The organism is Carnobacterium divergens DSM 20623, from assembly GCF_000744255.1.
Lineage (GTDB): Bacteria > Bacillota > Bacilli > Lactobacillales > Carnobacteriaceae > Carnobacterium > Carnobacterium divergens.
In genome coordinates this window covers 2,475,758-2,497,407 of sequence record NZ_JQLO01000001.1, presented here as the reverse complement: position 1 = coordinate 2,497,407, position 21,650 = coordinate 2,475,758, and the positions used below count along the sequence as shown (strand labels likewise).

Here is a 21,650-nt window from a genome sequence, read left to right as displayed (position 1 = left end):
CATTAGCGCCCCTTTTCATCCTTTAATAAGTTGCCTTCATCCGACCATAAATGATTCGTTAAAACATCCGTAATCGTCATTAACGTCAATCCATCAAAAATAACGGCTACTAGGAAAAGATGTTTGGCTAAATCTGCATCTCCATCTCCAATAATAGAAATCAATAGAATTCCTGGAACCATCGTGATTAAGGCAATAATAAACCCATAACGCACAAGCCCACGATAACGTTTTTCTTTAAAATTTTGATACGCTGATACGCCGTATATTCCTAAATACACCAACATCCAAATAACAATAAAACCAATCGTCTTAGGATAAAACATTCTTTTAATCGAACTATAGCCTGTAAAATACGTTACTTGAGCTTGAGCTGGGCGTTTGGCAGAGGCTTCAAAGTTCCCCATTTCTCTTGGTTGCACTTCATGAATATCACGAGCCGCAATATCTAATAGGGTAAACAGTTCATCTGGATGAAAGAGATAATGTTTTAAAATCCAACCAAATCCATATTCATTATAAAAATGCTTAAACAAATATGGACTGTTTACATCAATTGCCTTGTATTTTTGAAAAAAAGTATTGCCTTTTAACAACGCGTATTGTTCACTCACATCCCCATCTGCTAAAGCCGCTTCGGGTTCTTTTGATTCTAATAAAACGCCTCGCGTCAATGATTGGTATTGGTTGATTTTTTCAAATTCAGAAGTGATTAGTTTGTATGTAGCCACACCAGAAATTAAAACGAGAACCAATCCAGCAGCTACTCCAATTCGATAAAAACGTTCCTTGCGAACAAACCAAAATGCGATATAAAGAAAAGCCAAACAAATTGCTAGTGGTGCATTTTGCTGCTTAACCGTTACTAAAATAATCGAACTGACTGTCACCAAGGTCACCATTGCTGTGTCATTATAGCGATGACGGTATAGTAATAATGTCCCACTGATGATATAGAGCATCGCTATAAATATAATGGGTTCACTGTACAGTGAGTTGAAATAAACTGTATACGCAGTATCTCCGAAAATAAATACCGTGATCAACCCAATCAAGTAAGCTTTATTACTCGCTACACGATACGTTAATCCTTCTACTAATAAATAAATACCACCTAAATAGAACACATAATAAATCAATCCCATAAATCGTAGGTCAAAAATTGTTTGACTATAAAAAAGCTTGTTTACAAAAATCGCTAATTTAATAAATAATGGTTGCGAAGAAAAAATCGTCGCTATATTTTCATTGTAATACTGCATAATTCCTAACTTTTTAACAACATCTACAAAATAATGATCTGAATAGCCTGGTAAATGATACAGACCATTACTATAAATCATCCTAAAAAAATCACCATTATCTGCAATTCCGTTATAAGGAGGAACAAACAAAACGATTCCTGCAATAATCGCTACTAAACACGCACTGAATACCGCGGGCGAAATAAAACGATCAAGAAAGTTAACCGCTTTTGTATATTCGTTACTAATCACTCGTAATCCTTTTTTCAAAAAGTCACCCTCTTATCCTTATTTCAGTGTGATTTAATATTGATACGCTAATAATGCAATTAAATTGTTAAATGAATAGACTTGGTTTGTCTCTGTATCCCCGTAACCGCCATATAACGGGCTTGCTTCATCCATAATTTGATAAGTTTCCATTTTATTCATCGCCGTTAAATAAAATTCTTCATCTCCAGCTTCTGAGGCAATCATTGCCGCAATGCCATATGCCGCTGGTGATTGGTTTAAATCAATTGGCTTGCCTTTGCTATCGTAACGATTCGATAAGGTACCGTCATTTACTTGTTCTTTTAAATAATCAATACTCGCTTGCTCTTGTAAACCCACTTCGCTTAGATGTAGAATCGCTAATAATGACTCAATGACATTGATTTCAGCACTATCTTGATAATCATTTTTTGAATAATTAAAGCGAGTTTTATAAAATGGGAAGGTATCTCCTAGATAGCCATTTTGAAGAATAGTTGTCTGATTTTCTAGCAACTTTGTTTGATTGCCTGGTAACAGACTGATTGTTTTTAAATCGATATAACATAACGTAATAAAATCATTATTCATCTTTGTTTTGCTGTCATAAAAATCATAAAGTTCATTCTCTTTAATGGATGTTTTGATGAAGCGATTAGCATATTTTTCAAAATCTTTTTCGTACTCAATATCATGAAATTTACTCCCTGCTTCTTTCAAACTACGCAAAATACGCAAATCATCCACCGACGCGTTCACGTCATATCGTTTGGCTAACTTAGGACTGTATCGATAACTAAATTGAGTTCCATCATCGACTGTTTTAAGGGTTAAATTCCATTCATTGCCAAATTCTTTTTTCTGGCCAGTTAAAGCTAAATAACGCAACATTAAGCCTGCAGATTCACTTAAAATCTCATGACCAGTTGCGGTTTCCGCTACTTGATCGGTATCTATATAATTGGTAACAATCCCATACTCACTTGTCATTTTAGTTTGTATAAACTGATTCAGTGCTTGCTCATGTTGATTGTCCTTTGTTCCAAAATGATTTTTAGGTTTAATTGTCTGCTCTTCTTTCATGATGATTGAGGCCTCACTTGAGGAATTATTTTGTTGTGAAGGAGATGATTTAGGTAATAGAACTAATAAAATAAGGCCAATCACTAAAAAAATTATTAACAAACCGCTAATCAGAAAATAATGACTCTTTTTCATAGTTATTGCTCCTCTTTTTTATAACGTTGCTTCATTTTTTAAGAAAGCTTCAATTTTTGCTTGATCTTTATACTCTGCTAATTTTTTGATAACAACACCGTTTTTTACCACAATTACCACCGGAACAGAAGAAATACTAGTTGCTTTAATAATTCTTTCAAATGCTACATTGTCTTCTTTTTTAGCTTCATCCGTATTATAGTAGAAAATCTGTTTATTAGTCGCTTCTAACGCTTCTTCCAATTTAGGTTGAAAGGCCTGACAATGAGCGCAGGTTGGACGTCCAATATAAAAAATCCCACTTTTTTTAGTATCAACTACATTTAAAAAGGCTTGATTATTGATAGTGACTAACTTCTCTTCACTTTTCTGATTTGTTTTAAATACCATCATGCCTACTATTCCTAACAAAACAAGTCCAATTATCAAAAATCCCAACCATTTTTTCATATTTTCTGCCCCCATGTTATCTTAATAGTAAAAGTTTATCATAGATACTTAAAAATGTGGATTTAAAGCATTTTTGATTCCTTTACTCCTAAAAATGCACAAAGTTTTACAGTACATCTTAACATAAAAAGAACCTGATATTATTATCAGTTTTTATTGATGCCCAGTAGAAAACTGATAATCTTTCACTTGAAACGCTTTCCTTTTAAAGAGGATTATTTCCTAGGAAATAATTCCCTGCCTTTCTTTTCAATTTCCATAAAGTTGCGTTACAATAATAGTAAGAATCCAATAAAATAGGGGGTATTTTATGATTACCATTGGTTTAACGGGTTGGGGAGACCACGAAACATTGATTTTAAACAAACAACAAAAATTGGAAAACTACGCGTCTCATTTCCCATTTGTAGAATTGGATACAAGTTTTTACGCATTGCCCGCTATTTCGAGTATTGAAAGTTGGTTAGCAAAAACGCCTAACACTTTTCAATTCATACCTAAAGCACTGCAAACCATGACTAAACATCGTGACTGGAGTGATTTCTATCCGAGTGAGAAAAACATGTTCGACACTTACTTAGCTACTTTTGAACCCATGGTTTCAGCAAATCGGTTGAAAGCCGTTCTTTTTCAATTTCCACCGTATTTCGCCTGTACAAAAGAACATGTTGCCTACTTGAGAAACATTCGAATTTGGATGAAAGATTTGCCAGTTGCAATTGAATTCCGCAACAACACTTGGTATTCCATTGACTATCAGCAACAAACTCTTCAATTATTAAAGGAACTCAACTTTATTCACACAGTAGTTGATCAACCTCAAACACCAACAAACAGCGTTCCTAAAGTTTTATCAGTAACCAACTCTGCCTTAACTTTATATCGTCTTCATGGTCGTAATTTTGATGGCTGGTTGAATGCCTCTGGACCTGATTGGCGAAAGAAAAGGACTCTTTACAACTATAATTTAGCAGAACTAGAAGGTATTAAACAGGATATTTTGACGCTTACAGAAGAATCAAATGAAGTTGCTGTTATCTTTAATAACAACTCGGGAGGGCACGCAGCAAGCAACGGGAAAAGCTTGCAAAAATTAATGAATGTAACATTCATTGGACTCTTGCCTCAACAGCTGGATTTAGAATTATTTTAACAATCTTATTGCTTTATTAAGAAAAGATTCACGATTCCTTTGAAAAACATATGCTACACTAAATAGGAATGACAAAAAGAAAAGAAGGTTTAATTATGTCTTATCGAACACCACCCTTTATAACACCATTTGCAATTGTTTCAATCGTTATCGGGCTAAGTGCGACGAACACGATTGTAAACCGGGTTAGCCCTCCGGCACCAAGGCAAGAACAAAAAGAGAGTCAAGAAACACCTACTCAAAAAGACTCTTCTACAATAGACAGCGCTACTTCTGAAAAGAATGAGTCTGAAAATTCTTCTAGTTCAACAGAAACTAAAAGCTCAGAAGAACCTACGAAAAAGGACTCCACAGAAGATGGTAAAACTTCTGACAGCACAGCGGATTCTAGTCAAAAAGAGCCTGCAACAAGTGACACAAGTACAAGTGAGTCTGCTCCCACTGATAGCTCGACTGACTCTAGTCAATCTAATCAAACGCCGAATACACAAAAAGATACAACTCAGCAACAAACAAATACGACAAATCCAACAGCTAATCAATAGAAAGGAGATGAATGTTCATGTTTAGTTTATTTGATGCTATCAATCATTATTTAGGTTTTTTTAACTTTAATCTTAAGTTGAAAAATCAGATTTATACGATAATGGGATTTATTGGGAATTGGTATTTGTTGCATTTAGCGATTCAATTATTTAAAAATCAGCTTTACTTGCGTGGCTTTTTATTTGCACTGATTTTTCTCGTGCTTCTTTATTTTTCAATTTTAAATCTTGTTTACTACTTTACATCCAAAACGGTTAAAGGAGACATTTCTCCCCATATTGAAAAAATATTTGGTGGAAAACCTAAAGATGCCGATATTTCAGCACCCATTTCTCCTAATCCTTTTCATACACAACCGGGGACTCCTGTTATGTATGACCCTGTTGGAATTTATGATCAGAACAATCTGATTTCTGCAACGCTAACTAGTACCGATGCTCAACGAGAAGTCCTCAAACATATCGCGGATCATTTGCTTGAAACCCATCACATTCAAGAAAATTATCAAGGGCTAAATGATCAACAAGTAACCGATTTCCTAAAAAAAAGCAATCTAATTGCATTTGATGCTATCGGAACTCACGCCTTAATTCCTTCTTATAAAATAGTGACAGAGGAAAATCAACTGCACGTTTACGCCGGATTAAATATCCTAGATCAACAACTTATCGGCAGCATTGAAACTGTCGGAACCTTTGATATTCATGACTTGCAAGAAAATTATCAGCTTTTACCTGTCAGTTGCATCCTTCATGGGGGCAAATGTAAAACAATTGGGCGCTCGGGGCTCATTGAAAGTATTGAACCTTATTTTGTTGAAATGAAAATTGCCTATCAAAGAAAAACGAATGAACCTAAAAATACCAACTAAGTAAAATTTATTTACTTAGTTGGTATTTTTTATATCATTTCTTTCGCTAATAATCGATACGTGTTTAACCGCTTTTCTTGGCTATGAGTAATACTCACAATCATCGCTTCATCAAAACCATACGTTGTTCCTTCTTGAAGTAATTTATCAGCAACGACAGCCGGTGTTCCTACTAAGTGGATTTTGCGATTTTCTTGGATTTTCATTCGATCTAGCTCTGTTAAAGGCAAGCTTTTTGCTGCTTCAGGTGTTAAAATAACTGGTTTTTCACCTTTAGCCATCATCAAACGTTGAATATCGGCTGGTGCTGCCTCATACTCTGCTTCTTCCAAACTTTCTGCAACCGTTGCTAAATAAGCAACATTGATTTCTGGTTTTTCCATAAAATCAGACGGCTGAAATCTTGATTTGTACAAATCCAGTATTTCTTTTGATAAAGACCCCATAAAAAATTGAGCAAAAGAATAGCCAACACCCATTCTAGCAGCTTCTCTAGCGCTGTCTCCACTTGATCCTAATAGCCACGCTTCGGGTAATACTATTTGACTTGGAGAAGCGATTGTTTCTTGATACAGCGAATCACTAGGAAGCGCATCTTTAATTAACTCTAAGGTTGTTTCTAATTTTTTATATAGATAACGCAACTCAGGACGTGCACCTTCTGATAATGCATAAATAGCCTTCATATCTCCACCTGGCGCTCTTCCAACACCAAAATCAATTTTCCCTGGATTCAATGCACTTAGTGTTTTAAATACTTCTGCCATTTTTAGTGGTGAATAGTGCATCATCATCGTTCCACCTGTCCCTAATCTGAGGTTTTTAGTCAAACTAGATAAATATGCAATGATAATCTCAGGAGCTGAACTTGCGAAGGTTGTTGTGTTGTGATGTTCTGCTAACCACATGCGATGATATCCTAATTCATCTGCTAGTAACGCTAATTCCACGGCTTTTATAATTGCCCCCGCACTTTGATTCCCTGCAGTTACAGGAGCTTGGTCTAAGACACTTAATTTCATTTTTTGTTCCTCCTACCTTCACTGATACACTACTTTTAGTATACTGCTCTTATACATAAAAAGCTGACTTTTTGCTTTAACTAAAAAAGCCAGTAACTGAATAACGATCAGCTACTGGCTTTCAATTGTTTTATTTTACAACACGAACTGCAAATGAAGGTGCATATCCGCTGATACTTTGGTATTTCACAACGTCTCCTGTTTGTGGAGCATGAATGTATTGTCCACCACCTGCATAAATTGCAACGTGATGAGTAGCTCCACGAGGTCCCCAGAACAACAAATCTCCAGCTTGTAAAGCGCCCATTGACACTTGAACACCTGATGATTCTTGAGGAACTGTATAACCACCGATTGATTTTCCTAGAACACGACTAAATGCATAGCCTGTTAAACCAGAACAATCAAATCCTGCAGGACTTTTCCCACCCCATACGTAAGGAACGCCTAGATAACGTGCTGCTTCAGCAACAACTGCTGCTCCTTCGGCTGCTGAAATAGTATTTCCAGAAACGCTACCTGCGCCTGGATCAACTGCAGGTGCATTATTGGTATTTGCTGTTTCTGTTTTTGATGTTTCGGTTGAAGTTGGAACTGCTTTTGGAGCTTTAGCAGCAGCTTCTTGTTGTGCTTTTAGGTCAGCTGCTTTTTTCTCAGCATCTGCTTTTTCAGCTAAGAATTGATCACGTTCGCCTTCTGCTGTAGCTTTACTTGCTGCAAGAGTTGCAACTGCTGATTCTTGTGCGATTTTTTTCGTTTCTAACTCACCTTTTAACTTTTCTAATTCACCAGAAACTTGACGTTGTTCTTCGATTTTAGAATCTGTCTCTGCTTTTTTACTTTCTACTGCTTTTTTATCGTCTGCTTGTGCTTTAACTAATTCACGATTTGCTGAAACCATTTGGCTAACAACATCAACGCGGCCAATTACATCAGATAAAGATTCAGCTGAGATAATGAAATCTATGTAGCTATCTCCATCATTTACTTGTACTGATCTTGCTTGTTTTTTCAATTGTTCTGTTCTTTGGTCAATTTTAGCAGTTAAATCATTGATTTCTGCTTCTAATTTCTCTTTTTCTTTTTGAGTCGCTTCACTTTGTGCAACCAATGTTTTTGCTTTTTCTTCTGCTACTACGATTTCTTTTGTAACAGCTTCTAAACTTGTTGTTGCTTCTTTTTGTTGACCTGATAAGTCACTAATTTTTGAATTTTGTTGTTCAATTTTTTCAGATAAGTCGTCTGCTAATGCGCTAATTGGTGCTGCTAAAGCTGATAATGTCAACGTTCCTGCTAATACAAAGGTCATGATTCTGTTTTTCACACTAAATTCCTCCAAATGTCGTTGTTTTTATAGGTATATTTTTTAAGTTTATGTTTAAATTTTAGCGGTTATTTAACCTTAAAATATTGTATCATACCCTCACCTCAACGCCTAGCAATTCTCAAAGATGACTCACAAATGTAATATTTTTAAAATAGGACTAAAGGATGAATTATGTTTTGATGGGTTTTAGCCCTTTTCAATGGATGGATTGTTACAGATGCGTAACATAGGTACAGCTTTTGTATGTGTTTAATTTTAAGTTTTCAAACCAAATAGAGTGACTAAAAAAACCACACTGAATTAAAATCCAGTATGGTTTTACTTTTAGTATGCTTTTACTTTACTTCACTATCTAAAACAAATTTCCCAACAACAGCAGCTAATACACCACCAACAATTGGTCCCACAATAAAGACCCAAAGTTGCGACAATGCTTCGCCGCCAGCAAAAATTGCAGGAGCAATACTTCTAGCTGGGTTAACGGATGTTCCTGTTAATGGAATACCTAGCAAGTGAATCAATACAAGTGTTAAACCAATTACCAATCCAGCAAATTCTGGGTTGCCTTTTTTACCCGTTACCATCACGATTACCAGTACAAAAACAAAAGTTAAGATACATTCAACTAGAAAAGCACCCATTGCGTTTAAGTTACCAAAGCCGTTTTGACCTAAGTTTGAAACAGATAAATCAGATGCTACTAAAATACTTTTTAATACTGCAGTTGCAACGATTGCACCTAGTACTTGACCAACAAGGTAGTACACAAGCTCCATTGCTGAAATACGTTTATTAACAAACAAACCGATTGAAACAGCTGGATTAACGTGACAGCCTGAAATGGTTCCAATACTGTAAGCCATTGCTACAATCGATAAACCAAATGCCATTGCAATGGCTAACGTACCAACACCTTCAATTCCTCCACCTAAAACGGCCGTTCCTGTACCAAATAATACCAAAACGAACGTTCCGATAAATTCAGCAATTCCTTTTTTTATCAATTACAATTCCTCCTTAAGGATACAAATAAGAGCATTTTCTTACAGAATTTTATTTTAACATATTCAATGAGCGTTCTGCCTAAATTTGATCAAAGACAATTTTCATAATTCCTTAAGAAAACCTACTTTTTTTATAATCCTTTTCGTCCAATAACTGGGAAGAATTTTGCTGTTTTTTTAGCGTATTCGATAAAATCAGGACGATCTTTGTATTTTTTTTCTAATAGTGGAACACCAGATACATATAATAACAACAAGGTAATGATAATTGGTCCAATAATTCCCCACAAGTTAGCTACTGTTGTTAGTGTGATAACATAAATCCCCCACCAACTAAGAGCTTCGCCAAAATAATTGGGATGACGAGTCAATGACCATAGCCCAGTTGTCAATAACTGTCCATGATTTTCAGCATGCTGTTTAAATTTTGTTAATTGCCAATCACCTACAACTTCAAAGAAGAAACCAATTCCCCAAATCGCAATCCCCACTGTATTCCACCAATAAAAAGAATCAACTTTTGTCGTATTTATCAATAAAATAGGCAGTGAAACGATGTAAAGCAACACACCTTGTAAAACAAAAACGTTTAAATACGCTTTTAATCGCGGAAAATGATTTCCCCAGCGTTTGCGCATATTAACATAACGATAATCTTCCGGCTTCCCAATATTACGACGAGCTAGGTGATAAAACAATCGCATCCCCCAAATCAAGACTAACAGAGTTACCCACATTCCAGCAAAGGTTGGCGTTCCAGTTGAAAAATAAGATGCTAACGCCACAATAATAAAACCCGGTCCCCATGCCAAATCAACAATTGAATTATTATTTAATAGCTGGGCAATAATAAACAATATCGTAAAATAAATAACTAATAAAACACCACTTAACACATAAGCATTTCCCATTTAAATCTCCTCCATTTCCCTATCTTCCATCGACAAAGCGATAGCAATACATTCTTCCCCTGCACTCATTGCAACTACTGTAGAAATCTCCATTAAATAGTGAGGTTCAAATCCTAGTTCAGCTTTCACTTGATTAGCAAACCGTTTTGCCCGTTTTTCATCATTTGCGTGAATGATCGCATAGCGTTTAATTGAATGGTGTCGTTGCATTTTTTTTACTTCCTTCAATAAACGTTTTTCATTTGACTTTGTGCTAAAAGTCACACCTTCCACAGATCCGCCACCTTCTTCATTCAAGCTGACAATTGGTTTTAAGTGAACTTTTTGAGCAATTTTCCCGACAATACCAGGTAACCTTCCCGATTGAATCATAGCATCCAATTGATTCACACTCACTAAAATTTTAGTAGTAGCACGTGCATCAACTACCCTGGCAACAATTGTATCAAAGGATTCTCCTTTTGCAATCCACTCCGCTGCCTCCATCACCAATAACCCTTCTGCAGCCGAATTTTGCTTAGAATCAATAATAGCTATCTTGGTTCCTTTTTTCTGAAACTTCTTTGCGCCTTCTTTGATTGAAGAATAAGTTCCACTCAGAGCACTCGCAACTGTGACAACAATAATTTCTTGATACCTTGTTTCTAAATAAGAAAAAAGATTTTCAATCGCTTTAAGACTCGGTTGGGAGGAACTTGCAGTGCCATTTTCGACGCGGTTCATTTCATAAAATTCCGTTGGCTGAATGGTGAGTTTATCCAAATAATTAACATCGTTAATAATCAAGTTCATAGGCAATACATGGATTTGTTCTTTTAAAACGAACTCTGCTGGTAAATCAGCAATTGAATCCGTTACAAGGGCAATTGGATATTTTTGATTGGTATTCACTTCAAATTGCAACAGCATATCATCCGCTTTTTGCTGCAAAATACGCCCCATCTTGCGTAGACGGCGCATCACTTCTGCAGGTTGATTGGAATGAATATGAATACGTGCTTTTTTAGACCCAGTTGCTACTACCATCGAATCTCCCAAATCTTGAAGTAACGCTTTTATTTCTTCCTGTACAAGATCTTCTCCTTCGATTAAAACCTCAGTGCAATACCGATTTAGTGGAACGCTATCAAATTGGTGATGCGACTGACTTACATCTACACTCAACTGTTCTTGAATAAGAGCTGAATCAATGATTGATTCTGTTTCTCCTTGTCGACAAATCATCTCCGTAAAACCTTCGAGAAACAAAACAAAACCTTTTGCTCCAGCATCTACAACATTATTTTTTTGTAAAATTTTTAACTGCTTTGGAGTTTCCTTTAATGCGTATCGCGCGTTGTCTAACCCTCTACTTAATGTTATTTTCAAGTCCGCTTCTTTTGCATCAAGTGATTCTGCCCAAGCTCGAATAACCGTAATCATCGTGCCTTCCATTGGATTTTCAATCGCGGCATACGCATCTTTAACAGCCGCCTTTGCACTTTCTACAAAATTCAATGAAGAAAATAACGCTTCTTTTTCAATTTGTTTTGCAAATCCATTCAAATATTGGGCAAAAATAATACCCGAATTTCCCCTAGCACTCACTAATGCAGCTTCTGCAACAGCATCAAAAACTTCCTTAATAGACTGGAATTGTTGTCCAGTTTCTTCAATAATCCCCTGCATTAAAGAAGCCAGATTGCTTCCGGTATCCCCATCTGCTACTGGAAATACATTCATATCATTGAGTGACTTTTTTTTATTAATAACAGAAATAGCTCCTTGCTGAAAAGCTAATCTTAGTTGTTCTTTATCAATTACTCTATTAGATTCCATTAGTTCCCCCATCTTTACTCCCTGCCTTAATTATTCTAATGCCATTGAAAATGTTTTGCTATCAAATAAACAACCCCAGCTGTGGCACTATTTAAAACCGTACCCCAAATCAAATCAAGGATCGTAACTAGTGTCGACCAATCTTTCAACGTCGCCAAATTGGTTAAATCATATGTTCCATAACAAATTAAGCCGAAAAAACCACCTGTAATGAGCGCTGTGAGTAAGGAACCTTTTTCTAGTGACGGATTGATTACAAAGAAAATCAATCCTGCAATAAATAACAAATAAAAAATAGCTGCTGGTAGTACTTTAGTTTGACCCATCAAATGACCAATTTCTTTTTGGTAGACATTTTTAGCAATAAATAGTAACCAAATTAAATCAATAATCAAAAAAACAAAAACTGTTGTGAGATAAATTTTAGCGTAATAACCCATAGTTCTCTCCTCCTATTCATTCTTAAAAATATTACTTATTATAACAAACCTGCACTTTAATTAGCGAATACTTTGATTTCAGTTTAATTGATTGACAGGTTTATGCTTTAGTTGTATGATGAATAAAAGCTTACTATTTGTAAGTTATAAACTTTTAATTAAAGGAGTATCTCTACTATGAAAATTGATATTTGGTCAGACTTTGTATGTCCATTTTGTTATATCGGAAAACGCCATTTAGAAGCAGCTCTTGGAGATGAAAAAGATGTTGAAATTATTTTTCACAGCTTTGAACTTGATCCAAACACCGCTATCCATCACGATGAAGACATTCACCAATTGATTGCCACAAAATACGGGATTAGTTACGATCAATCCAAAGCAAATAACGCTCACATTCAACAAATGGCTGCAAACGTTGGGTTAGATTATGACTTTGACAATATGCAGTCAACGAACAGCTTCACCATCCATCGTTTAGCACAATTTGCTAAAGAACAAGGACTTGGAAATGAATTTGTTGAAGCAGGTATGCATGCTTACTTTACCGAAGCCGCTTTTTTGAATGACGAAGAAACATTAGTTGCTATCGCTAAAAAAGTGGGATTGGACGAAGCTAGAACTCGTGAAATCATCCATTCAACAGAATATACAGCGCCTGTTCGGGTCGACGAAACCAAAGCAATGGAATTGGGCATTCAAAGTGTTCCTTTCTTTTTAATTGATGACCAATACGCTTTAAGTGGTGCTCAACCAATTGAAACCTTTAAATCTGTTTTGGCTCAAATTAAAGAAAAATCAGCAACTTCAGCACCCATCGCTTCTACTGATGCTAATTGTGAAGGAGATTCTTGTAAAATTTAACTAAAAAGCAGTTTCCTGAATATTTTTCGCCATCTGACTCATTATCGGATGGTTTTTTATTTTTTTCTATTGCTATTCTTTTAAATACTTGTTTAAATTAAAAGAAAACCTTTACAAAAAGAAGGAGGCATTTCCATGTTAAAAAAAATCCATACCGATTCAGCACCAGCAGCGATTGGACCCTATTCTCAAGCGATTGCTGTCGACGACACACTCTACACATCTGGCCAAATCCCAGTTGATCCTACCACTGGAAAAGTTGTCGCAGCTACAATTTCCCAGCAAACTGAACAAGTCATGAAAAACCTAGCTGCTGTTTTAAATGAAGGCAACAGTGATTTACAACACGTTATCAAAACAACTTGCTTCTTAGCAAATATGTCAGACTTTGCTGAATTCAATCAAGTTTATGAGTTCTCCTTTGACGAACACAAACCCGCTCGCTCTTGCGTAGCAGTAAAAGATTTACCTCTTGGGGTTTTAGTTGAAATAGAAGCAATTGCTATCATCAATTAATTGAAACAAAAAACGATCTATTCCCAACTAAACATCATTAGTTAAGAATAGATCGTTTTTCATTTCGATTCCATTTCATCAGAGATTTTAAATACATAGTTGTCTAATTCAAATAGCTCCCTTAAAATTTCTTCCACTTGGTTAAATAATTGATTGACTTCATTGATTTTATTCGAACATTCGATTGTTTTATGTCCTTCGTAAATGAATTGATCGTACGCTTCAATTAATTTTACTTGTTGCACGCCTTTAGTAAATAAGGTGAATTCTTCCATCATCTGAACTTCAAAACTCTGTTTCCACCCCTCCGTTAAGACAATCGTCATTACAACAGTATTGACTGACAGGCCATCTAATGCTATTTCTCTGCCATTTACCAATAACGTATAGCAAACACTTTTCACAATCCCACAAGCATTGCATCCACCTTCAGTTAAATCAACAGACTTGCTAAGAACAATCTCTTTCATTTTTTACCTCCACTTACAATGACTTATATTAGTTAAATTATACTACTTTTTAGTGACAAGAACACTTTAATTATTCATCATTTAGCATTCTTATCACAATCACGTTTTATATTCGTTCTTTTAATCCAAATGTAGCGAACAATCAAATATCCATGTTAATTTTTTGGGTACATCGCCACATGGAACATGCTAAAATCGGTTTATACTATTCAATGAAAGGAAGGGCTCCAGATGATAACAAATCAAGCAAAAATCGACCTCTATTACCAAATGCTCCTTGAAAAAAATTCAACTTTCGAAGGTGTCTTTTACGCTGGAATCAAAACAACTGGCATTTTTTGTCGCCCTACTTGTCCCGCGCGAAAACCTAAGAAAGAAAACTGTGAATTTTTCGAAACTGCCAAAGAGGCAACCTTAGCTTCTTATCGCCCTTGCAAAAGATGCTTGCCTCTTTCAAATCCAAGTCACTTATCCCCTGAAGTAAAAAAATTGGTCCGCGCAATTGAAGAAAATCCAGAACGAAAATGGACAGATAGAGATTTCGATGCGCTTTCCATCAGTGCAAACACTGCTCGCAGACAATTTAAAAAGCAATTTGGTATGACCTTTATTGAATATGCTCGTTCAAGAAGGTTAGGGTTTGCTTTTGAACACATTCGTAAAGGAACCTCCTTTATCGACGCACAACTTAATACTGGTTACGAATCAAGCAATGGCTTTCGAGACGCCTTCACACGAACAATGGGCACCGTTCCAACAAAATCTGCTGATATTAAATTGCTCACTGCTCATTGGATTGAAACACCTCTTGGATCGATGCTAGCAATCGCTGATGAAAATGCGCTTTATTTGTTGGAATTTGTTGACCGTAGGGGCTTGGAAACTGAAATTGAAAAATTACGAAAACGAGCACATGCTGCTATTATTCCAGGAGCCAATTCCATTATCCAACAGATTTCCTCCGATTTAACCAACTATTTCAATGGCACACTAACCCAATTTACGACTCCCATCCACTACCTAGGATCTGATTTTCAAAAAAGTGTTTGGGACGAACTTCAAAAAATACCAGCTGGCACGACTCTTTCCTATAAAGAACTTGCTGAAAAAATAAACAATCCAAAAGGCTACCGTGCCGTTGCCCGTGCAAATGGTACAAATCAGCTTTCTTTAATTGTCCCTTGTCACCGCGTTATCAATACAACTGGCGCCTTAGGAGGCTATGGCGGAGGCGTAGATCGTAAGGAATGGTTATTAAAACATGAAATAAAACACTACAACAGAAAAAGCAACTAGGAAAAATTCCCAGTTGCTTCTTCTTATTTTTCAGATTTTTTCATAAATCCAACCAAAACGGTAAATAAAGGTGTCAAATAACAGAAAAACGCAAAAGGTAAATACTGCAACGTACCAATTCCAAGCGTCCCTGCAATAAATACACCACTCACGCCCCATGGAATTAGTGGATTGAAGGTTGCTCCCGCATCTGACAAGGTTCTAGATAGATACTTATCAGGTAAATCAATTTTACGATAATTCTCTTTATAAGCCTTACCTGGCAAAATAATAGAGAGATATTGTTCGCCAATCAATAAATTGACCCCAATTGAACTTAAAGCCGTCATTAAAATCAAACACCCTTTTGTCTTCATCAAATCCTCTACCTGTTGCAAAATCGTTTCTATAATACGCAATTTCACTAACAGTCCACCAAGCGACAGGGCTAAAATAATCAATGAAACCGACCACATCATGCTTTGCATCCCACCACGAGTCAATAGCGTATCGACATTTTCAACCCCTGTTTTCGATACAAACCCATCTTGAATCCAAGAACCAACAGAAGCAATTGTAGTAGATGGATGATAAATGTAACGCACCACAATTGACAGTACAATACTCGTTAAAAGAGTAGGAATCGCAGGCACTTTACGCCATGCGGCAATAAATAAAACTAAAACAGGAAGTAACGTAATTGGAGAAATCGTATAAAACTGATGCAGCGTATCTGTGATAACTTGTAAATCATCACCAGCTGCACCTTTTACTGGATGAAAACCAAGAGAAATAAACGCAATAAGAGAAAGAACGAAGGCTGGAAAAACCGTCCACAACTCATTTTTAATATGCTCAAATAGATCAACTTCAGCAATTGCTGCTGAAAGATTTGCTGTATCCGATAAAGGAGAAATACTGTTCCCTAGAAAAGCTCCGGAAACAATTGCTCCAGTTGTAATAGCTGGATTAAATCCCATGATTTGTCCCATTCCAAAAAAGGCAATCCCCACTGTTGAAATCGTCGTAAAGGAACTTCCTACCGTTGCACCAACAACTCCACAAATAATAAAAACTGTTGGCAAAAAGAATTTAACAGACAAGACGCTAAATCCATACACCATAATCGTGGGAATCGTTCCTGCAGCAATCCAAACACTGATTAACGCACCAATCAAAATGAAAATAATAATCGGAACCAAACCTGGCGTAATCCCTTCCTGAATGCCCTCATGAATTGTCTTCCAAGATACTTCTTTCACTGCAGCAAATAAAATGACCAATGCTAAGGCAAATAAAATCGCCACATGAGCTGGCAGTTTAAAGCCAATAATACAAGTTCCAATCATTGCTAATAAAACAACTAAAAGAAACATTGCTTCTTTAATCGTTACATCCTTCTTCATCTTTTGCGCTTCCTTTCTTCTCTTTTCATTCACCTAATAAATTAACGTCTTGAGTACGCTCCGTGCCAAACTGGACCAATAAATTGGTTTAAGGCAAATCCTTCTTCAATGCCACAATAAACAAAGTCTTTTGCTTTTATCACAGCCTCTTTTGCCGATAAACCATTGGCTAAACCAGCAGTTACAGCAGCTGCAAAGGTACAGCCTGCACCATGATTGTGATTCCCTTCAATTTTAGGTGATTTTAGGAGCATAAATTCTTCCCCATCATAAAATAAATCAATCGCTTCTTGACTAGTTAACCCTTTTCCGCCCTTAATGACAACATTTTTGGCTCCTAAAGCAATAATTTTAGCAGCGGCTACTTTCATATCTTCCACTGTTTCAAGTGGTTTCATTTCTGCTAACTGACTGGCTTCAAATAAATTTGGCGTTGTAATGGTTGCTTTGGGAATCAATAATTGACGCATACTGCTAACATTTTCAGGCTGTAAAACCTCTGCTTCACCTTTACAAACCATTACTGGATCAATCACGATTTGTTCAATTGCACCTGTTTCTAACATTTGACTCACCTGTTCAATGGTTTCAACCGTTCCAAGCATACCTGTTTTCATTGCTTTAAATGGCCCACACGCTAATGCCGTTGCCAATTCTTTTTCAATGATTGATTCTGCTATTGGAAAAACGTCATGATGCCAAAAATTCGCTGGGTCCATTGTCACAATCGATGTGACCACACTAATACCGTAAGTGCCATATTCTTCAAATGTTTTTAAGTCCGCTTGCAGGCCTGCTCCGCCACTTGTGTCAGAACCTGCAACTGTCAATACTCTTTGAATTTCCATCTAATCCCCATCTTTCCTCCAAATTTAGTTGCTTGTTATACAAAGAAATGTATAGCAGAATGCGCTCCACTATACATTACTGTAAACCAGTCTTTGCTTTTTTTCTTGCGCAGACAGTAGTTCTATTCAGAAAATCCAAGCCAACTTGGAATCAGTTGAATACCGATTTCAAGTCAGCTAAGACTTACATTTTCGTTCAATTAGTTTTCTTCAGCATAGATTGCTTCTAATTTACTTTGAATTGCTGCTTCAATTTTAGCTGCATATTCGTCAAATACTTCTTTATCATTCATATATGGTGACATTGCAGAAGCACGTAAGATGGTTACTTTGTCAGCACGTTCCCATTCTTTACGTGAGAAACCTAAACCATTTACAAATTCAAATGGGCTGTGTCCATATTCTTCAATCGCAAAGTCAGTATGTGAAGTGATAAATTCATTGTTGTATAAACCACCTTTTGCATATGAAGCATAATCATAGAAATCATGGTTTAATTTGTTCATTTTCACTAAGTCAGTGTTGCCTTTTTCGTTGAATACATAATCTACCATGTTGAAATCTGGTTTTGTTAATGCATGCAATTCAATTGTTTTGTCGCCAACTTTGAATTCTTTGCCGTCGATAAAGTGATAGAAGTGATAAGCTCCTTCAATGCTTGCACCCATTAATTTACCGTAACCAGTTACGTTTAATGGCAATACTTTGTGTGCAGTCCATACAGCAGCTGCAGTTGCGCCGGCTTTTGAACCTTCAAGAATATATGCACCTAATAAGGCTGGAATATCAGCGCCTTTTTCAAATACATACGTTGCAAAGTAAGAAATAACGTCACGCATGCGGATATCTTTAATTACAACACCACCTGCAGAGTAAGGGATATAACCCATTTTATGAGGATCGATTGTAACAGATTCAGCTAAGCTGATTGCTTTGAATGATTCATAAACTTCTCTTGTTAACCAATCATTTTTTTCCATGAAGATGCCGTTTTTAGCGTAAACAGCTTCGATTTGATCCCATTCAATAAATTCATCGTTTTCATCTAAGAAGATTGAACGTCCATAACCACCGTATGCAGCATCAACGTGTACATAGAAGTAAATACCTTCTGCAGCTAATTTATCGCGTAATGCAATAATTTGGTCGATACGGTCGATTTGACCTTCTTCAGTTGAACCAACAACACCTACTACCCCAAGAGTTGGAATACCTTGTGCAGCTAAATCACGAATTTGTGCTTCCAATTTATCAATATCCATACGGTATTCACTGTTTACTTCACCAGCGATCACTTGGTCTAAACCAATACCGATAATATCAGCAGCTTTTAACCATGAATAATGTTTTGTTTGTGGCACAATCCATTTACCTAATTTTTCTAAGTTTTTACCACTACGCGCTGAACGTGCTTTAATTTCGTCAAATTGATCTTGAAGTTGGTCTAAAATGTTTAGAACTTCTTCAGTAGACATATTTAATAATTCCCATTCAGATTTACCTGCAACCATTTCTGGTGCTACTTCTTGGATAGCAAATGGCAATGATTTCATGTTACGTGCATACCATAATCCTTCTAAGTTAGCGATTGAACCATCAGCTGCGATGTGTCCCCAACCATTTTTATAACCCATCAATGTTGCAAATTCCATTCCGACTTCTTCTTCCATTTGAGAAGTTGCTGGAGATGATTCGTAAGCCACGTTGTTTCCGTTCCAAAGCATTGCAGTTGTATAAGCAATAATGGCTGGCATTAATGTTTCAGAGTTCATATGACCCCAGAAACGACCTGCTGAGTGCCATGGAAGTGATTCAGTACGTAAACGTGAAGACAATACGTTAAATACGCTTCTCATGTTATCTGCTGTTGCTTGGAATTCTTTTGAACTTCTGTCTTGTGGAGTAATCACTGGTAAATCTTGAGGCATGTAGTTTTGTCTCCAACCAACGTGTTCGTCGATCATTTTGTTTAAAATTTCTTTGAATAAATCAACGTTTTCGCCTTTGTCGCCAAGGAATAAAGCTTTTAAATTAGTATCATCTGTATTAAATGTGTTTTTCATGATGTGTTCCTCCTGTAAAGTTGTTTTTGAGTGAAAGCAAGGACATTTGTATAGGATGTCAGATGCTTGTTATTTTTTATTGATTAATCTTGTTTTTTCCATTCTGGTTTTTTAAATTTGAAGATTAGTAACGCAATCACTACCATAATCACCGTTGCTGCTACTTGATAGATAATATAACCGATATGACCACTTTCAGAAATTGAAGATGGTGGAATCAAACTTACTAGAATTGTTACGATAACACTTAAGATTGAAAGTCCTGCAACAAACCACATTAAGCCATTGCCTTTACTTCCTAATCTAAATGGACGTTCTACTTCTGGCATTTTGTAACGTAATTTAATTGCTGAAATGGCAATCAATAGATAAACGATGCAATAAAGAATCGTTGTTGTAATCGTAATAATTAAGAACGCTGCACTAATATCTGGAATTACTACATATAAGAAAGATACAAGAGAGATAACGATTGCTTGGATCATGACAAATGTAATTGGAATTCCTTTAGCATTACGTTTTTGGAAGAATGGAGGAAGATTTCCTTCATCTGCCACTTTAATCATTGATTTACTTGGGCCTAAGACCCATGCACTTAATTGAACCAATACCCCAACTAAAATCATTAGTGAAATAATGTTATTGAAAATTGATGGAATCCCTAAGTCTTGCGTCATAATTACAAATGGTTGTGTAATATTTGCTAATTCCATTTTTCCTGCTGGTACGCTATCTGCCACACTTAAACCTGCTACTAAGTTGAAAACAACTAATAATAGAACAGATGCGATTACTGCGATTGGATAGTTGCGTTTTGGATTGTCGATATTATTTGCATGAACAGAAGAAATTTCAACCCCTGCAAAGATAAAGATAATTCCTGTTAATGTTGGTAAGCTTCCTAAATCACTGAAATCAGGTAATAGTTTACCAGCTTCAAAATGACCTAAATAGCTATCTGCATTAATTCCGTGTTTTGCCATATATAGCACGCCTAGAATCACTAGTGCTAAGAATGGGATATAAACACCGATAATTGCACCCCAGTCACCTGCGATTTTAACCATGTCAAATTTCAAGTTCAATAACGTAATTCCCCAATAAGAAATTAAAATCATCACGAAGATGAAAATATTGTTTGTACCAAGTTCTGGACGGTTAATAACATAACCTAGTAATACTCCAACTGTTGAAGCAACCATTACCATTCCAAAGAACATTTGCACCCATAATAACCAAGAAGTAACAAAACCCCATTTTTCGCCAAGTGCGTTACGCACCCAAACTTGAGGTCCTCCTTCTTCTGGCCAACCCGTTGATAACTCAGCTGACATTAACGCAATTGGTAATGCGAAGACACAGGCTGCTAATAACATATAGAAGATTTGCGACCATCCTGTTGAAGCTAACGTTGGAACACTACGAACCGTTCCAAAGAAGGCCATTGTAATTCCAATTAAACCAAATAATGATAATTTTTTAGATTTTCCCATAATAGCTTTACCACTCCTTTTTTAGTTTAGGAGTTTTCTGAGGTAATTGACTAATTGATAGCGCCAATAAAAATTCAATTAGTACCTTAAGTCAAAAAACTTCTATTAAATGTTGTTTTCGATTTATTTCACAATTCAAAAAACAAATATACTAATGTTTCGATAACTTTATATAGTAATTTATACATTTTAAATTTGATTTTCAAATTCCAAATAAAATCGATAAACAATTGCTAACTTGTTAATACATGCGTTAGTTTAGTCCTCAAAAAGAAGTTTGTCAACAAGCTAAAAACCCTTTATATTAAAAGAAAATTAGACTTTTACCAACTTCTTTGTTAAGGGTTTTCGTTAAAGCTTCAACTCGTTAACGCATTAAAGAAACAGCGTGCAAAAGTATTTTCATCTATTTATTTTTATGCATTTTTATCTAATTATACATAAATTTATCAATTCGAA

The 21,650-nt window shown here is 36.0% G+C and carries 20 protein-coding genes; 6 read left to right on the top strand and 14 right to left on the bottom strand.

What is annotated here, in order from left to right:
• Positions 1–2 precede the first annotated feature (2 nt).
• From BR52_RS11885 to BR52_RS11875, 3 genes are read right to left on the bottom strand one after another with little or no spacing between them, the layout of a single operon-like run.
• Positions 3–1,514, bottom strand: a complete 1,512-nt coding sequence (locus BR52_RS11885; protein ID WP_236707186.1) for a YfdI family membrane protein — start codon at positions 1,512–1,514, stop codon at positions 3–5.
• A 33-nt stretch (positions 1,515–1,547) separates the two neighbouring features.
• Positions 1,548–2,714, bottom strand: coding sequence for a hypothetical protein (locus BR52_RS11880; RefSeq protein WP_034573114.1), 1,167 nt, complete (start codon positions 2,712–2,714; stop codon positions 1,548–1,550).
• 18 nt (positions 2,715–2,732) lie between these two features.
• On the bottom strand, positions 2,733–3,164 hold the full coding sequence (locus BR52_RS11875) for a DUF6568 family protein (protein ID WP_034573112.1): 432 nt from the start codon (positions 3,162–3,164) through the stop codon (positions 2,733–2,735).
• A 310-nt stretch (positions 3,165–3,474) separates the two neighbouring features.
• On the opposite strand from BR52_RS11875, the gene BR52_RS11870 reads away from it, so the two are divergent.
• The 3 genes from BR52_RS11870 to BR52_RS11860 all read left to right on the top strand — a co-directional run bounded on the left by BR52_RS11870 (position 3,475) and on the right by BR52_RS11860 (position 5,734).
• Positions 3,475–4,317 (top strand): DUF72 domain-containing protein, encoded by an 843-nt coding sequence (locus BR52_RS11870; RefSeq protein ID WP_034573111.1) that lies wholly within the window; start codon positions 3,475–3,477, stop codon positions 4,315–4,317.
• A 95-nt stretch (positions 4,318–4,412) separates the two neighbouring features.
• Entirely contained in the window at positions 4,413–4,862 is a 450-nt protein-coding gene (locus tag BR52_RS11865) for a hypothetical protein (RefSeq protein ID WP_034573106.1), read from the top strand.
• Positions 4,863–4,879: 17 nt separating this feature from the next.
• Positions 4,880–5,734 carry a DUF6681 family protein gene (locus BR52_RS11860; RefSeq protein ID WP_034573104.1) on the top strand — a complete coding sequence of 285 codons (855 nt, stop codon included), beginning with the start codon at positions 4,880–4,882 and terminating at the stop codon, positions 5,732–5,734.
• A 29-nt stretch (positions 5,735–5,763) separates the two neighbouring features.
• On the opposite strand, the gene BR52_RS11855 is transcribed toward BR52_RS11860, so the two are convergent.
• From BR52_RS11855 to BR52_RS11830, 6 genes are all read right to left on the bottom strand, one after another.
• On the bottom strand, positions 5,764–6,756 hold the full coding sequence (locus BR52_RS11855) for an MsnO8 family LLM class oxidoreductase (protein WP_034573102.1): 993 nt from the start codon (positions 6,754–6,756) through the stop codon (positions 5,764–5,766).
• A 130-nt stretch (positions 6,757–6,886) separates the two neighbouring features.
• The gene (locus tag BR52_RS11850; protein WP_034573100.1) at positions 6,887–8,080 is read right to left on the bottom strand and encodes a C40 family peptidase; all 1,194 of its coding nucleotides are present in this window, start codon (positions 8,078–8,080) and stop codon (positions 6,887–6,889) included.
• Between the two features lie 338 nt (positions 8,081–8,418).
• The gene (locus BR52_RS11845; protein ID WP_201785272.1) at positions 8,419–9,084 is read right to left on the bottom strand and encodes an MIP family channel protein; all 666 of its coding nucleotides are present in this window, start codon (positions 9,082–9,084) and stop codon (positions 8,419–8,421) included.
• Between the two features lie 134 nt (positions 9,085–9,218).
• Positions 9,219–9,998 (bottom strand): DUF1295 domain-containing protein, encoded by a 780-nt coding sequence (locus BR52_RS11840; RefSeq protein ID WP_034573096.1) that lies wholly within the window; start codon positions 9,996–9,998, stop codon positions 9,219–9,221.
• A complete protein-coding gene (locus BR52_RS11835) occupies positions 9,999–11,816 on the bottom strand; it encodes a DegV family protein (RefSeq protein WP_034573925.1) in 1,818 nt (605 codons plus the stop codon).
• A gap of 35 nt (positions 11,817–11,851) precedes the next feature.
• Positions 11,852–12,256: a DUF2177 family protein gene (locus BR52_RS11830; protein ID WP_034573093.1), complete on the bottom strand. Its 405-nt coding sequence runs from the start codon at positions 12,254–12,256 to the stop codon at positions 11,852–11,854.
• A gap of 177 nt (positions 12,257–12,433) precedes the next feature.
• Here BR52_RS11830 and BR52_RS11825 point away from each other — a divergent pair, with 177 nt between their 5' ends.
• Together BR52_RS11825 and BR52_RS11820 are read left to right on the top strand one after the other, a co-directional pair.
• Positions 12,434–13,120 (top strand): DsbA family oxidoreductase, encoded by a 687-nt coding sequence (locus tag BR52_RS11825; RefSeq protein WP_034573092.1) that lies wholly within the window; start codon positions 12,434–12,436, stop codon positions 13,118–13,120.
• Between the two features lie 135 nt (positions 13,121–13,255).
• Positions 13,256–13,636: a RidA family protein gene (locus BR52_RS11820; protein ID WP_034573090.1), complete on the top strand. Its 381-nt coding sequence runs from the start codon at positions 13,256–13,258 to the stop codon at positions 13,634–13,636.
• A gap of 59 nt (positions 13,637–13,695) precedes the next feature.
• On the opposite strand, the gene BR52_RS11815 is transcribed toward BR52_RS11820, so the two are convergent.
• A complete protein-coding gene (locus tag BR52_RS11815; protein WP_051915720.1) occupies positions 13,696–14,106 on the bottom strand; it encodes a DUF4809 family protein in 411 nt (136 codons plus the stop codon).
• Positions 14,107–14,337: 231 nt separating this feature from the next.
• Here BR52_RS11815 and BR52_RS11810 point away from each other — a divergent pair, with 231 nt between their 5' ends.
• Positions 14,338–15,402, top strand: a complete 1,065-nt coding sequence (locus BR52_RS11810) for a bifunctional transcriptional activator/DNA repair enzyme AdaA (protein WP_034573088.1) — start codon at positions 14,338–14,340, stop codon at positions 15,400–15,402.
• A 23-nt stretch (positions 15,403–15,425) separates the two neighbouring features.
• Here the strand turns inward: BR52_RS11810 and nhaC are convergent, their stop codons facing one another.
• From nhaC to tyrP, 4 genes are all read right to left on the bottom strand, one after another.
• Positions 15,426–16,787, bottom strand: a complete 1,362-nt coding sequence (gene nhaC, locus BR52_RS11805) for a Na+/H+ antiporter NhaC (protein WP_034573086.1) — start codon at positions 16,785–16,787, stop codon at positions 15,426–15,428.
• A gap of 41 nt (positions 16,788–16,828) precedes the next feature.
• Positions 16,829–17,635, bottom strand: a complete 807-nt coding sequence (thiD, locus tag BR52_RS11800) for a bifunctional hydroxymethylpyrimidine kinase/phosphomethylpyrimidine kinase (RefSeq protein ID WP_034573084.1) — start codon at positions 17,633–17,635, stop codon at positions 16,829–16,831.
• A 200-nt stretch (positions 17,636–17,835) separates the two neighbouring features.
• Positions 17,836–19,698 carry a tyrosine decarboxylase gene (gene tdc, locus BR52_RS11795; protein WP_034573082.1) on the bottom strand — a complete coding sequence of 621 codons (1,863 nt, stop codon included), beginning with the start codon at positions 19,696–19,698 and terminating at the stop codon, positions 17,836–17,838.
• A gap of 83 nt (positions 19,699–19,781) precedes the next feature.
• Positions 19,782–21,191: a tyrosine-tyramine antiporter gene (gene tyrP / locus BR52_RS11790; RefSeq protein ID WP_034573079.1), complete on the bottom strand. Its 1,410-nt coding sequence runs from the start codon at positions 21,189–21,191 to the stop codon at positions 19,782–19,784.
• Positions 21,192–21,650 lie beyond the last annotated feature (459 nt).

What these genes read in the sequence shown, in the direction of transcription:
- BR52_RS11880 (WP_034573114.1), bottom strand. Translation starts at nt 2,714, where the DNA reads ATGAAAAAGAGTCATTATTTTCTGATTAGCGGTTTGTTAATAATTTTT.
- BR52_RS11875 (WP_034573112.1), bottom strand. Translation starts at nt 3,164, where the DNA reads ATGAAAAAATGGTTGGGATTTTTGATAATTGGACTTGTTTTGTTAGGA.
- BR52_RS11870 (WP_034573111.1), top strand. Translation starts at nt 3,475, where the DNA reads ATGATTACCATTGGTTTAACGGGTTGGGGAGACCACGAAACATTGATT.
- BR52_RS11865 (WP_034573106.1), top strand. Translation starts at nt 4,413, where the DNA reads ATGTCTTATCGAACACCACCCTTTATAACACCATTTGCAATTGTTTCA.
- BR52_RS11860 (WP_034573104.1), top strand. Translation starts at nt 4,880, where the DNA reads ATGTTTAGTTTATTTGATGCTATCAATCATTATTTAGGTTTTTTTAAC.
- BR52_RS11855 (WP_034573102.1), bottom strand. Translation starts at nt 6,756, where the DNA reads ATGAAATTAAGTGTCTTAGACCAAGCTCCTGTAACTGCAGGGAATCAA.
- BR52_RS11840 (WP_034573096.1), bottom strand. Translation starts at nt 9,998, where the DNA reads ATGGGAAATGCTTATGTGTTAAGTGGTGTTTTATTAGTTATTTATTTT.
- BR52_RS11835 (WP_034573925.1), bottom strand. Translation starts at nt 11,816, where the DNA reads ATGGAATCTAATAGAGTAATTGATAAAGAACAACTAAGATTAGCTTTT.
- BR52_RS11830 (WP_034573093.1), bottom strand. Translation starts at nt 12,256, where the DNA reads ATGGGTTATTACGCTAAAATTTATCTCACAACAGTTTTTGTTTTTTTG.
- BR52_RS11825 (WP_034573092.1), top strand. Translation starts at nt 12,434, where the DNA reads ATGAAAATTGATATTTGGTCAGACTTTGTATGTCCATTTTGTTATATC.
- BR52_RS11820 (WP_034573090.1), top strand. Translation starts at nt 13,256, where the DNA reads ATGTTAAAAAAAATCCATACCGATTCAGCACCAGCAGCGATTGGACCC.
- BR52_RS11815 (WP_051915720.1), bottom strand. Translation starts at nt 14,106, where the DNA reads ATGAAAGAGATTGTTCTTAGCAAGTCTGTTGATTTAACTGAAGGTGGA.
- BR52_RS11810 (WP_034573088.1), top strand. Translation starts at nt 14,338, where the DNA reads ATGATAACAAATCAAGCAAAAATCGACCTCTATTACCAAATGCTCCTT.
- nhaC (WP_034573086.1), bottom strand. Translation starts at nt 16,787, where the DNA reads ATGAAGAAGGATGTAACGATTAAAGAAGCAATGTTTCTTTTAGTTGTT.
- thiD (WP_034573084.1), bottom strand. Translation starts at nt 17,635, where the DNA reads ATGGAAATTCAAAGAGTATTGACAGTTGCAGGTTCTGACACAAGTGGC.
- tdc (WP_034573082.1), bottom strand. Translation starts at nt 19,698, where the DNA reads ATGAAAAACACATTTAATACAGATGATACTAATTTAAAAGCTTTATTC.
- tyrP (WP_034573079.1), bottom strand. Translation starts at nt 21,191, where the DNA reads ATGGGAAAATCTAAAAAATTATCATTATTTGGTTTAATTGGAATTACA.